Source organism: Microbacterium sp. J1-1, assembly GCF_024498615.1.
GTDB classification, from domain to species: Bacteria; Actinomycetota; Actinomycetes; order Actinomycetales; family Microbacteriaceae; genus Microbacterium; species Microbacterium aurugineum.
Window position 1 is genome coordinate 555943 of the sequence record NZ_CP089590.1, and the last position, 13017, is coordinate 568959.

10 protein-coding genes are annotated in these 13017 nt (G+C 65.3%); 4 read left to right on the plus strand and 6 right to left on the minus strand.

Annotated elements, in window-relative coordinates:
* Positions 1 to 58: 58 nt before the first annotated feature.
* The 3 genes from LRQ07_RS02555 to LRQ07_RS02565 are packed head-to-tail and all read left to right on the plus strand — an operon-like array spanning position 59 to position 1987.
* A complete protein-coding gene (locus LRQ07_RS02555; protein WP_256535752.1) occupies positions 59 to 970 on the plus strand; it encodes a glycosyltransferase family 2 protein in 912 nt (303 codons plus the stop codon).
* Between the two features lie 4 nt (positions 971 to 974).
* Complete coding sequence (gene pssD / locus LRQ07_RS02560; RefSeq protein ID WP_153243519.1) at positions 975 to 1424, plus strand: PssD/Cps14F family polysaccharide biosynthesis glycosyltransferase; 450 nt, start codon at positions 975 to 977, stop codon at positions 1422 to 1424.
* On the plus strand, positions 1421 to 1987 hold the full coding sequence (locus LRQ07_RS02565; RefSeq protein WP_153243520.1) for a glycosyltransferase: 567 nt from the start codon (positions 1421 to 1423) through the stop codon (positions 1985 to 1987). The genes pssD and LRQ07_RS02565 overlap by 4 nt, the downstream gene beginning before the upstream one ends.
* A gap of 18 nt (positions 1988 to 2005) precedes the next feature.
* Here LRQ07_RS02565 and LRQ07_RS02570 read toward each other — a convergent pair whose 3' ends face one another.
* The 6 genes from LRQ07_RS02570 to LRQ07_RS02595 form a co-directional block, all read right to left on the minus strand.
* Positions 2006 to 3487, minus strand: coding sequence for a lipopolysaccharide biosynthesis protein (locus LRQ07_RS02570; protein ID WP_194239341.1), 1482 nt, complete (start codon positions 3485 to 3487; stop codon positions 2006 to 2008).
* Between the two features lie 19 nt (positions 3488 to 3506).
* On the minus strand, positions 3507 to 4850 hold the full coding sequence (locus LRQ07_RS02575; RefSeq protein ID WP_248569787.1) for an O-antigen ligase family protein: 1344 nt from the start codon (positions 4848 to 4850) through the stop codon (positions 3507 to 3509).
* A 17-nt stretch (positions 4851 to 4867) separates the two neighbouring features.
* The gene (locus tag LRQ07_RS02580) at positions 4868 to 5572 is read right to left on the minus strand and encodes a CDP-alcohol phosphatidyltransferase family protein (RefSeq protein ID WP_256535753.1); all 705 of its coding nucleotides are present in this window, start codon (positions 5570 to 5572) and stop codon (positions 4868 to 4870) included.
* On the minus strand, positions 5569 to 9264 hold the full coding sequence (locus LRQ07_RS02585) for a fibrinogen-like YCDxxxxGGGW domain-containing protein (protein ID WP_256535754.1): 3696 nt from the start codon (positions 9262 to 9264) through the stop codon (positions 5569 to 5571). Before LRQ07_RS02585 ends, LRQ07_RS02580 begins: the two co-directional genes overlap by 4 nt.
* Before the next feature lie 34 nt (positions 9265 to 9298).
* Positions 9299 to 9874, minus strand: coding sequence for a hypothetical protein (locus LRQ07_RS02590; RefSeq protein ID WP_153243524.1), 576 nt, complete (start codon positions 9872 to 9874; stop codon positions 9299 to 9301).
* A 110-nt stretch (positions 9875 to 9984) separates the two neighbouring features.
* Positions 9985 to 11511, minus strand: coding sequence for a sugar transferase (locus LRQ07_RS02595; RefSeq protein WP_256535755.1), 1527 nt, complete (start codon positions 11509 to 11511; stop codon positions 9985 to 9987).
* Positions 11512 to 11860: 349 nt separating this feature from the next.
* Between LRQ07_RS02595 and LRQ07_RS02600 the strand changes: the two genes are divergently transcribed.
* A complete protein-coding gene (locus LRQ07_RS02600; protein WP_256536458.1) occupies positions 11861 to 13003 on the plus strand; it encodes a low temperature requirement protein A in 1143 nt (380 codons plus the stop codon).
* Positions 13004 to 13017 lie beyond the last annotated feature (14 nt).

Consider the following 13017-nt stretch of genomic DNA (forward strand, 5'->3'; position numbering starts at 1 on the left):
TCTGGGGATTCCGATCACGTCCGACGTGGGTCGGATGCGTCACATAAGGGGAGTGCGCATGCTGCGTGAAGTTTCTGTCGTCGTGCCGACACACAATAGACCCGAGCTGATGAAGCTCGCCGTCGAGAGCGTGCTGGCGCAGAAGACCTCGGTAGGCGGGGAAGTCATCATCGTCTTCGACGCCTGCCCCATCGAGGTTCCGGAACTCGAGATCCCGGAAGGCTGGATCGTCCGGGGAATCGCCAACTCACGCAGCCGAGGCCTGGCTGGTGCTCGAAACTCGGGCATCGACGCGGCCGAGGGTCGCCTCGTGGCTTTCCTCGATGATGACGACGAGTGGTTGTCGGGAAAGCTCGACGCCCAACTCCGCCGCTTCGAGGAGGAACCGGAGGCGATCGTCGTCGGGACGGCCATGATCATCGACGACGGGGAGAGCACTCACGTGCGTCTCGTTCCCGATGAAGAGCTCTCGCATGAGGCTTTCCTGCGCAATCGCAACCCGGGTCTGCATTCCTCGAGTCTGATGTTCCGCCGAGAACTGCTCCTGGGTGAGCTCGGTCTCATCGATGAGGACCTCCCGCGCAGCTACGGGGAAGACTACGACATCCTCCTGCGCGCGTCCTCGCTCGGCCTCGTGAGCGTGGTCAACGAACCGCTCGTGCGCGTTCTGTGGAAGGGGCAGTCGTACTACTTCGGGCAGTGGGCCTCATACGCGGAGGCGTTGCAATACCTGTTGCGCAAGCATCCGGATTTCGCCTCGATCCCCGCCGCGCTCGGCCGGATAGAGGCGCAGGTCGCGTTTGCGCTCGCGGCGAGCGGAGACGCACGCGGTGCCAGGGCGTGGGCGCGCAAGGCGCTCCGCCACAACCCCAAGCAGGTGAAGGCGATGCTCGCGGTCGCGATCTCCTGGAAGCTCGTCACACCTCAAGCGATCACGAAGATCGTCCAAAAGCTCGGACGAGGGATCTGATCGCATGAAGGTCCTCATCGCCTGTTCGTCGGGTGGGCATCTCACTCAGGCTCTCGCGCTGCGCGAGTGGTGGGGAGAGCACGAGAGGTCGTGGGCGACGTTCCCCGTCGAGGACGCGCGCTCACGGCTCGCCGAGGAGAAGGTGTACGAGATCCACTACCCGACGGTCCGCAATCTGCCGAACCTGTTGAAGAACTTCGCGCTGGCGCGTCGGGTCCTGGCGGCAGAACGCCCCGACATCGTCTTCTCCACAGGCGCCGCGATCGCGCTTCCGTTCTTCACGCAGGCTCGGCTCTTCGGCGCCAGGACGGTGTATCTCGAACCCGTGGACCGAATCACGTCGCCGGGATTGAGCGGTCGGCTCGTATACCCGTTCGCCGATGAGTTCCTCGTGCAGTGGGAGCAGATGCGCCAGTTCTACCCTGGCTCACGAAACGTGGGGGTCGTGCTGTGAGCGCCGCGCTGATCGTCGTCTCCGCAGGCACCTACCATCTGCCGTTCGACCGTTTGTCTGCCTGGGTGGAGGAGTGGCTTCGAAAGAACCCAGATGCGCGCGTCGTCATGCAGCACGGACCGTCAGTGCCCGTCGCGGGTGCGGAGAACGTCGAGATCCTTCCGTACTCGGAGCTGTTGGACCTATGCCGCCACGCGGACGCCGTCGTGCTCCAAGGGGGTGCAGGCGGCGTGATGGACATGCGGGCACTCGGTATCGTTCCGATCGTCGTGCCCCGCGTACCCGGAGGAGGCGAGGTGGTCGATGACCATCAGCTTGTCTTCAGCGCTGAGATGGCTGACCTAGGCATCATCCGTCGGGCGCTCACGGCGTCCGAGCTCGCGACCCTCCTCGACCAGTCTCTGTCTGGCGAGATCCCCGCGTCAGGGACCATCGCGACCCCCGGCGCCGATGCGGTGCGCACGTTGCTCGAGCGCCCGATCCGACGAGCGCCCTGGTACGCGTTCATCCCGCGATCCTTGCGCAGCGGTGCCGCCATCCTCTCGGCGAAGCTTCGCGGCTGATCGAGTCCGTCTCGAGCATCACGCCCAGCGGCCGACGAATGGTATTCGGCGCCAGAGCGACTCGATGTGCAGGAGGCGTCGAAGAAGCCAGAGAACCACGCCATAGATCAGGCAGAGTACGACGCCGGCAAGTAGCAGGATGAGAAGACTCGAGCCGCCCCACCAGGTGAAGAGCAGGCCGCCGCCGCCGAAGATGACGACGGGCGGGATCATGGCTCCGACGAGCTTCCTCGGCTGAAGGTCGACATGCATTCCACGGTGCACCTGTACGGCGGCGATCATGTTGTCCGCGACGACCACCAACACCCACGTCACTGCCGCACCCCAGATGCCCATCAGGGGGACGAGCGCCAGGTTTCCTGTGATGCTCAATGCCAGGGCGATGCTCTTGTTGTACATCTGCCATGTGCTCTTCCCGCCTTGGAGCAGGATGCTCTGCAGCATCCCGCACGCGGTCTGGAACATCATCGCGAGTGATAGCAGGATCATCGGTCCCCAGCCCGAGCGGAACTCGTCACCGAAGATGTCGAGCACGGCGGGTCCCATGGCGATGAGGAGCATGTAGAACGGCCAGTTCATCAGGATCATCGCGCGCACGACCGAGGTGTGCAGTCGCGTCGACTCACTGTAGTTCTCGCGAGCGAGCAGCGCCGAGATCGTGGGAGACACGGCAACACGCATTGCCTTGTCCACGACGCCGCCCGCTCGCACCGCCCGAGTGATGACGGCGTAGACGCCGGCTGCGGCCGGAGAAGCCACCGCCGCGATGATCAGCACATCCGACCACTCCAGGGCCGTCTCGAGCCCCGAACTCACCGAGCGCGGCGCGTTGAAGCGCCAGAAGGACGCGAGTGACGGCCGCCCCGTCGGCGGACTCTCCGCTCGCCGGCGGAAATCACGGATCAACGGCGTCGCCACGACGATCACGGTGATGACGAGCCAGACCGGCAAGGGCCACAGCCACGCCTCGAACGCACCCCATGCCGCCACTCCGGCGAGGGAGACGGCGAGCAGCACTGTGAGCAGGCGGCTCGCCGGAAGGAGGACACTCTGCAGCAGAGTGAAGGCGGTGACGCCGCGGAGCATACGTGCGGCGATCTGAAGGACACCGATGAGTGCACCCATGACGATGTACGGAACCATCGCACGAAGGAGATCGGCGAGCGTATCGGCCTCCGTCGGCGCAGCAAGCCAGGCGCCGAGCGCGTCGGCGAAGAACCAAACCGCCAGGGAGACGAGGCCGGAAACGATCGCGACGGGAACGGCTGCGAAGAGGACGATCCGCCATTCGGCGCCGACACGGTCGAAGGCTCGCTGCTCCGAGATGAACCGGACGATGCCGCTGTTCGTGCCGAGCCTCAGAACCTGGGTGAGAATCGTGAAGATACCCATCGCCTGGAAGAACAGGCCGGTACCGCTGGCGCCGAGCGTGTTTCCTACGATTGCCGTGAGGAGAAGCGCGGCGAGCGCCGCGAAGGCGGAACCGAAGAGACTGATCACTCCGCTCCGCGCGAGACCCTCACTCCTCATTCTTGGCTCTAGCGAACGGAGTCGGCTGAGGCGTCCAGTACGACGAGTTGCCCAAGTACTTCTCTCGCAGAAGCACCGCGAGCGCGATCCCGACGAAGACGAGCTGACGGTCGAGTCCATAGAAGATCGACAAGAAGACGGTGACGACGACGCTCGCATGGATCCAGACGGCGGAGAGATTGGGGGCGTCGAACGTACGAACCGCACCCAGGACGATCATGCCGAGGAACAGGAAGAGGCCCACGAGGCCGAAGCAGAACATGGCGTTCCAGATCGCCCCCTGAGTGCCCACGTAGATCTCGCTCCACGTGCTGGGCCTTGGTGCACCCCACCCGATCACAGGGGATTGGAGAGTCCTCTCCCACGTCTCCGCATAGAGATTGCCGCGACCTTCGGTCGTGTCGACCGTCTCCTGCCGTGCGACGATGCCGTCGAGGAAGCCGGAGAGGAAGAGGATGACGGCACCGGCGAGGCCCAGCATGGTGACCCAGAAGAACGCGAGCAGGCGACCCCGGATCAGGAGGCAGAAGAGCACGTAGGCGACGGCGCCGGCGATACCGAGGAAGAGCCCACGGTTCGTGGTGGCGATCGCGGGGGGGATCGCAGCGACCAACGCGATGACGAGCACCCACATCGCGCGGGCGGTGCGGTGTCCGATCGCCGTCCCGATGGCGATCGGCGTGAGCACCGCCATGGCAGCGCCCCAGCCGTTGGTGTAGGAGAACGGTGCGGAAGGACGGACGAACGGTTCTTCGGCACCCCACGGCGTCTGGATCTCGGCCAGCGTGGGGAACACCAGCTCCGACACGTAGTCGTTGCTCGAGATCGCGTCGGGCAGCAATCGTCCGATCGTCATCGTGAGCTGCACCTCGGGGAAGAACATCCCCAGGTAGCCGCCGACGATCACGAACATCCAGATGAACGTGAGCCCGTTGAAGATCCGCTTCGGAGACAGCGACGTCCGAGCGTTGACGATGTAGACCATGATGATGGCCAGCGCGAGGAACTGACTGAACCGCACGCCGAGTCCGACGCCTCGTCCGAGTTGGTCGATCATCAGGGCGGACGGGATCATCCACAGCACGAAGCCGATCCAGGGGAGGATTCCCGGCACGATCAGGATGCGCCTTCGCATGATCAGCAGTGCGAGCATCGGGATCGCCATGATGACGGAGGCGAAGGGGAGCATCCCCACCAACCAGAACAGCGGGTAGCCCCAGAGGACCGTGAGGACGGGCCAGGCGGGCAGGACCCTCGGCTCGACTTCGAGGCTCGCGTCTTGGCCGGTCGCCGCGATGAGCGATCGACTCGGGGAGGCGATGAGTGAAGCCATGCGAGGTTCGTCCGGGGTCAGAGTGCGGTGAGCTGTGAGTACTTGCGGCGGAGTGAGCCCGCGAAGATCAGTATGTGCCAGGCGAACAACGCCGCATAGAGCACGGCGAAGACGATCGGCAGTCCGACGAATGCCACGACCACATACGTCGTGGAGGGATCCTGCGGCTGCTTGATGAAGGATTCCAGGATGCCACGGCGGCCGTCGTCGGAGGAAGGCACCGGTTTCGGGAGGAGCTTCTCGGCGAGGAGTTGAGAGAGGAACCACCCGGACACGAGGACGGAGAAGAGCCCGGCGCAGAGGATGAGCCAAGGGGCGGCATCCGTCCGCAGCAGGTGGATCGCGACGGAGATGTGCACCAGGGGTGCGCGTACGCCGTCCACGACATGGTCCAGCCATTCACCTGCGGGGCCGCCACGCCCTTGGATGCGCGCGAGCTGACCGTCTGCGGAGTCGAGAACGTATCCGACGAGAAGAAGCACAGCGGCGAGGGGGCCGGCCCACCAATCTGTGACCGCGGCCAGCACCCCCACGCCCGCCAGCCCGATCACGGCGGAGAGTGCGGTGACGCCGTTCGGGGTGGCACCCCACGTCGCTCCCACGACCGCTGCTTTTCCGCCCAGAGGGCGATTGACCCATCGGAGGTACGCGGGAACGCCCGCCCCCGCTTTCTGGGCGGAGGCGAGCGCTCGGCGTGCTTCGGTGTAGGAGAGCCGGCTCATCCGCGAAGCATACTCAATGCGAGGTCGAAGCTCAGATCGGGTGTCGCGCGGTAGTTCGCGTGGACCGAGGCCGCGATCACGTTGTCTCCCTCGACGAGCAGGTTCGCCGGCACCGAGAAGGTGACCGGGTTGGCCGCGGCAGTACTCGCTCGCGGCACAGCGGTCGCGTACGAGTTCTGCGTGAGCGTTCCGGCTCCGAGGTTCGCGCGCCCCAGCTCGACGCCATTGAGGTAGACGACCACCCCGTCATCCGCCGTCACGGTAATGGTGCCGTCTTGCACCGTTGACGGATCCGTCACAGTGAAGGCGTGGCGGAACTGGGCGCTGAGCGGCTTGGTGGAGAGGTTCGTCGGATCGATGTTCGTCGCTGCGCTGGCAACGCCCCGTGCAAGGACAGCCGCGCCCGAGTTCCAGGCGGACGCGTCGAAGCCGGTGGCGTTCCAATCGGCAGCCAGAGGATCCGTTGAGTAGCGCCACGACCAGGTGGAGCCGCTCGAGATCGTGACCGGCACCTCGTCGTCCGCCGGCGGTGCGGCGGTCGTCACCTGCGTGACAGCCGGTGCGGAGGTGAGGTCGCCGACTCCGACGGCGACGACGCTGTACTCGTACTCGGTAGATGCGGCCAAACCGCTCTCCGTGAACGTCGTCGTGGCCGCGTCCGTCGTACCCACCTGCTCGCCGTCCCGGCTGATCACATAGGACAGCGGGGTCGTCCCGCTCGTGGGAGCGGTCCAGGTGAGGCTGGCCGAGTCGAACGTGCTCGTGCCCGAGAGCCCGGTCACAGTGTTCGGAGCCGTCGGCGCTTCCCCACGCTCTGCGGTGAAGGCGAGATCGAAGCTGATGTCAGCAGTCGATCGGTAGTTGGCGTGCACGGAGGCAGCGAGGACGTTGGTGCCGTCCACGAGGATGCCCTGTGGCACGTCGAAGGTGACGCGGTTCGCCGCCGCCCCGGTGTGCGAGATCACGCCCGTCGCGTAAGAGTTCTGCGTGAGAGTGCCTGCAGGCATCCGCTCCCGGCCCAGTTCGACGCCGTTGAGATACAGCACGACTCCGTCGTTCGCGATCACCGAGATCTTGCCGTCGACGACGCTCAGTGCGTTCGTGACCTGGAACTCGTTGCGGAACTGTGCGCTGAGAGGTTTCGGCGCGAGGTTGGTCGGGTCGATGTCCGTGGTCGCCGAGGCCACGCCGCGGGCGAAGAAGCCGTCGCCGACATTCCAGGCCGTGTCGTCGAAGTCCGTGCTGTTCCAATCGGTAGGCAACGCGTCCGTGGTGTATCGCCAGGACCAGGTCGCGCCGTTCTCGATGAACGTGAGTGCGCTCTCCGGAGCGGGCTCGGCGACGAAGGCTGCGGTGCTCGCAGAACGGTTTCCACCGCCGTCCCGAGCCCGGACGAAGTAGTTCGTCGGAGTCTCGGTGATCGGCACCGTGTACGTCGTCGTGGTGGTCGTTGCGATCACCCGGCTGTCGCGGAGAACCTCATACGAGACGCCACCCGCGTCGGTGGACGCCGCCCAGGTCAGCGTCGCCTCGCTGCCGCCGTTCCCGGGAGTCGCGGTGATCGGCCCTGGCGTCGTCGGCGCGGTCGTGTCCTTGGGAGCAAACCGGATGTACCCGCCGGACCATTGGTTGACTTCGCCGGCCCTGACGGATCGCCTGAAGTCGCCTCCGGCCCAAAGGACGCCGGTGCTGTCGAAGAAGGTGCCCCACGCGCCGTATCCTGCACGCGCCTGCACGACGGGCGACCACTCCTTGACGAACTTGCCGGTCTGCGCGTCCCACGCGCCCATGAGGTTCATCTTGTCGGCCTGCGTCCACCCCTTGCCGACGTTGCTCCACTCGTAGGCGTCCTGGTAGACCCAGTGGCCGCAGTGGCATCCGCCGATGACGAGCGAAGCGTTGTGCTCGACCGTCTGGAAGTCGCCGCCGGCCTTGGTGATCGAGCCACCGACGCGCTCGAAGGTGTTTCGATCGTAGGAGAAGAGCGAGTGCTCAGAACCGCCGAGCCACACCTTGCCGCCGGCCTCTGTCACGCCGAGCTGCCAGATGTTGCCGGAGTAGTTGCCCGAGGCGTCGATCGAAGCCTTGCTGAACTTGGGAACCCAGAGCGGGTCGACCAGCGGTGCGCCGGCTCCTGTCTGGATGGCGGCCGCGCTGGGCGTCGAGGTCGTCTGCTTCATCTTGAAATAGCCGGAGAAGTACGTACGGTCTCCCTGGTCGGAGGCATCCACAGCGATCGAGGTGCCGTTGAGGAAGGCGTTCCAGTTCGTGTCGGGGCGCCCGGTGGTCAGGCTGATCCGGCCACCGTTCCAGGTGCTCGCGCTCGTGGTGGATCCGACCGCACTCAGATGAGTGAGCGATCCGGCGACGTAGAGGAAGTCGTCCTGAACATCGAGGTCGCGGATGTACGGCACGCTTCCGGTCGCCCGGTGTTCTGCCGCTACCTGCCATCCGGAGAGTTGCCCTGTGCTCGGGTCGAGGATCGCGATTCCGGCCTGCGGAGTGCCGTTGACTGTGGAGAACTGACCTCCGATGGCGACGCGTCCGTCGGGCAGACCGACGATCGCCTTCACCTGTCCGTTGAGCTGCGGTCGGAAGGACGAGACCCACTCGCCGGTGTTGACATCGAATGCGGCGATGTAAGGCTGCTCGACTTGCCCGGAGCCGCCTTCGTTCCGCTGAACGTAGCGGAAGTTGCCGCCGACGAAGACCTTGCCGTCAACCTCGCCGAACTCGGCCACCTCGGTGTTGAGCTCGCCGCTACTCCCGTTGGCGAAGCCGGAGACGCCCCACACGGTGGTCATCGCGTCGCTCTCAGGAATCGCAGCCACCGTGGTCGCAGGGCTTCCCGTTGCCGGAATGGTGCCGAAGTCGAGATCGGCGACCTTGAGCTGCGGCCGCAGGAAGACCTGGGTGAAGGGACGCGCGTACGACTGTCCCGACGGAGCCCAGAGGTAGGAAGTCTCCGACGTGCTTCCGCCCTGGCTGGATCCGTATGCCCAGCCGTTGAGGTAGCTGTGCGACGACTGCTCACTGAAGACGACGCGGCGCAGTTGGTTGTTGTTGCCGAAGTTGTTGGTCTGCCCCCCGGTGCCGTTCGATCCGTCGAAGTTGTAGTTCTTCACGCGGTGTTCAGCGCCGAAGGTCCACACCCAGCGGTCGCGCTGCGTGAACGTGAACCGCGCCTCTTGCCAGGTGGTGCCCGCGGTGTTGGTGGCTCGACGCAGGCGGATTCCGTCGCTCAACGCGTCGACGCGACCACCGTCGAGGAGGCCGTCCACGGTCGCTGCCGGGAGCTGCGCGGGCTGGAAAGCGTCGGTTCCTGTGGGGGTGTTGCGGATCTGTGCGGCGGTGCGCAGCCCGTTGTATCCCTCTTTCCACCCTTCGCGACCGCGCCCGATGAGCACCCATCCGCCACCGGACGTCGTCTGGTCGCAGTAGAACTCCTCCGGGGCGACGAGGGTGGGCGTGACCAGCCAGTACACGCCGTCGGTGGATTGGGGATAGTTCTGCTTGATCTCCCAGCACGAGGCGGCGGCAGTCTCCTGTGACAGGCCGTCGGGGAGCGGAGCAGTTGCCGATGCGGCGGCGAGCGGCGTGAGCAACGAACCCACGAGGGCGGCCGCGGCGACGATCGCGCCTGCGGCTACCCGGGCGGGGTTCGTCCCGCGCGCCTTTGCTTTGATGTTCATCGGGAATCCTTCTTCGAGTGTCGGGTCCAACGGGTCAGGCTGCGTCGCAGTCCTGGACATCCGGGATTTCATGGGACGAGATCTTCCAGGTTTTGTCTTCGAAGACAGCCCCATAGAGGTGGGCCACGGGCCGGCCCGGGTTGTACAGCGAGTCCTTGAGAGAGTTTCCTGCCGCATCGGTCACGTCGATATCCGAGACGTCGACGCAGACCTTCAACATGATGGTGGCGGGGCTGGCAGCCAGATCGACCGCAGTCGGTGTGACCGAGGTCACTCTGGCGTCGCCGGTCTGTTTGTAGCCGAGATCGAATTGTTCACGAGCGTGCGATTGCACCTCGCCGAGGACCCAACCGGTGGCGACCGCTTCGACTCCGACGGCGGAACCGTCACCGCGCTGAGCGACTTCGTCCAGCGCGGCGACAACGGCGTCCGCTGCGGCTGTGGCGCGATCGACTTCGGCTTTCTCATCGTCACTCAGCGGCCCGGTAACGATTGCGGGGATCGTGGTGAGCGGCTCTTCGGACGCATCATCGTCAGCGTCGCCGTCGTCAACGGGGGTGTACGTCGAGGCGGCCTGTGGAGTCGCCCCGTTGTTCACGACGAGAGCCACTCCGACGCCGCCGGCCACGAGAGCGAGAGCTGAAGCAACCGCGACCGCGATCCAGCGCGTGCGTCGACGTGGTGACGTCTCTGTCGTCTCGACCTGTTCGGTGGTGTCCATCAGTATGCTCCGTTCGGCTGGACCATGACCTTGGCAGTGCGCCACATGATCTGCAGGTCATTCATGACCGACCAGTTCTCGACGTAGTGCAGGTCGAGGCGCACGCTCTCGTCCCAGGACAGATCGCTGCGTCCGGACACCTGCCACAGGCCGGTGATGCCGGGTTTGATGTAGAGGCGACGGAACACGGTTCCGTCGTAGGCCGTGACTTCGCTCTGCAGCGGCGGACGCGGCCCGACGACGCTCATGTCGCCGGTCAGGACATTCCAGAACTGGGGCAGCTCGTCGAGCGACAGCTTGCGCAGAACCTTGCCCACTCGAGTGACACGCGGGTCGTCCTTCATCTTGAAGAGGAGGCCGGCGCCGTCGTTCTGCTCCTTGAGAGCGGCGAGCTGCTGCTCGGCGTCGGTCTTCATCGAACGGAACTTGACCATCTTGAACGTGCGTCCGTCGCGACCGACGCGCTCCTGGAAGAAGAACACCGGGCCAGGTGAGTCCAGCTTGACGAGCAGAGCCAGTAGCGGCGTGATCACGGCGATCGGGATCAACGCGACCGTCGCGACGGCGATGTCGAGAGCTCGCTTGAGCACGTGGACGCCGCCTTCATAGGTCGGGATCTTCACCTGGATCAGCGGCAGGCCATCGACCTGGCGAAGCGAGACACGGGGCCCCGCGACGTCCGTCAGGCGGCTCGAGAGCACCAACTCGGCAGCGGTTCCCTCGAGTTCCCAGCTGAGCTGCTTGATGAAGTCGGGCTCACCCTCGGGGCGGCTCGCCACGATGATGGTGTCCGCCCCGAGTTGCGTCGCCGCTGCGGCGACGGTGTTGAGATTGCCCACGACCGGGTAGATGCTCTCCCCGACGGCGAGCGCGCCGGCGTTGCGATCCAGCAGCGTCGTCCCCACGACGTGGTAGCCGTTCTCTTCACCCTTCTGAAGAGACTTGATCACGTACTCGACGTCTCCGGTGGCACCGACGACCAGGGTCCTCGACGCGTACTGTCCCCTCAAGCGCTGCTGCTGCAGCCAGCGGCGCCAGGTCCAGCGTGCGACGAGAAGCCCGAGCATCCCGACCGGGAGCGCGGCGAAGAACAGCGGCTGCAGTCCTTCCCACTCCAGGAGGATGCCCGCGATCGCGGCGATACCGAAGGCGAGACCGCCGGCGTGTGCCACGCGGCGGTACTCGATGGCCCCGGATCCGAAGATGGCGGCCGCCCGGGTATTGAGGGCCGACAGCATCAAATACCAGGCCAGACCGAGAAACGCCGCGTTGCGCAGCGCTTCGGCGGCCCAGACGTCGGTGACCAGTTGGACCGCCGCCGTCAGACCGACCGCGAACAGGATGACAGCCGCATCCGTGATCCGCAGGCGCATCCGATAGCCGCGCTCCCACTGCCGACGTCGTTCCAAGGTCGCCGATGCGCGCGGTGTGACCACCGTGCGCGTCACCGACTTGGTGGCTCGCGGAGCCGCCACCGGCACGAAGCCCGTGCGAGTGATGCTCAGGGCATCCTCGACGGAAGTCATGCCGAGGCCCCATGAGCCGTGAATGTACGCAACATTCCCCAGTGCGTCATTTGATTCCCCAGATTCCCCAAACCGTAAACCCCACGTTCACGGCATCTATCTGCGTCCCGACCCCTCGGGTCCTGCTGGTTCACCGTGATCCCACATCACGGAGCGCATCTCGCCATCCCTAAACGGCGGTTGCATACAGCAGGCACTGCAGACGTTGATCACTGTAGCGGATCGAGCCCTTGAGGGGAAGACGCTCATTGCGATGGATTGTATTGAGTGTCGCCGCGGGGATGAACCCTGGCGCTATCCTGTCGCCGTGACCGCGAACCCGAGCACTGCGCGCTTCCACCTCCGCCCGATGCTGCCGCGCGATCCTGCCCAGCCGCACCGCACCGCCAGCACGCTCGAGCTGTTCTTCGACCTCGTGTTCGTCGTCGCGGTGAGTATCGCATCTGCGCAGCTGCACCACGCGCTGAGCCATGGCGACTTCCTGCACGGCATCACTTCGTACGCGATGCTGTTCTTCGCGATCTGGTGGGCCTGGATGAACTTCACGTGGTTCGCGACGTCCTTCGACACCGACGACTGGCTCTATCGCGTGACGACGTTCGTTCAGATGGGTGGTGTCCTCGTGGTGGCAGCGGGTATCCCACGGGCGTTCACCGACGGCGATTTCACGATCACGGTCCTCGGATACGTCGTCATGCGCATCGCGATGGTGGCGCAGTGGCTGCGGGCATCACGCTCGGCCGGTCCCTTGCGTTCGGCGACACGGCGATACGCGTTCGGCATCGCCGCGGTCCAGGTGCTGTGGATCCTCTTCCTCGTGATTCCGAGCGGACCCTGGCAGATCGCCGCGTTCATCGTCTTCGCCCTCATCGAGATCGGCATCCCGGTGTTCGCCGAGTACCGGAAGCAGACGCCCTGGCATCCTCACCACATCACGGAACGCTACGGCCTCTTCACCCTGATCGTGTTGGGGGAGAGTCTGCTCGCGTCCGCGAACGCCATCATCGAAGCGATCGAGGAGGTCGAGAGCCTTGGTCCGCTGATCGCGATCTCGGTGCTCACGCTCGTCGTCACGGCGTCACTGTGGTGGATCTACTTTTGGCCACCGCACCACCGGGCCATCACCAGCTTCCAGCGCTCACTGCGATACGGCTACACGCATTACTTCGTGTTCGCAGCGGCCGCCGCCTTCTCGTCCGGGATCGAGGTCGAACTCGACGTGTTGACGGGGAAGAGCCATCTGGCCAACGTCGCGGCCTCCTTCACCGTCACCATCCCGATCGCGATCTTCCTGTTCGGCATCTGGTGGATCGCGATCCGGGAGAACGCCGACCGCGTGGTGAACACCGTCGTCCCGATCGCTGCTCTTCTCGTGCTGCTGGACCCGGTGCTTCCGGTCCCCGTGACATTGACGGCTCTGATCCTCGTCGGCGTCGTCGTGGTGCTGGTCCTTCGCCCGCCGGTGGCGTCGGCAGACATAGGCGAGGCATAACGCGGGCAAAGGTC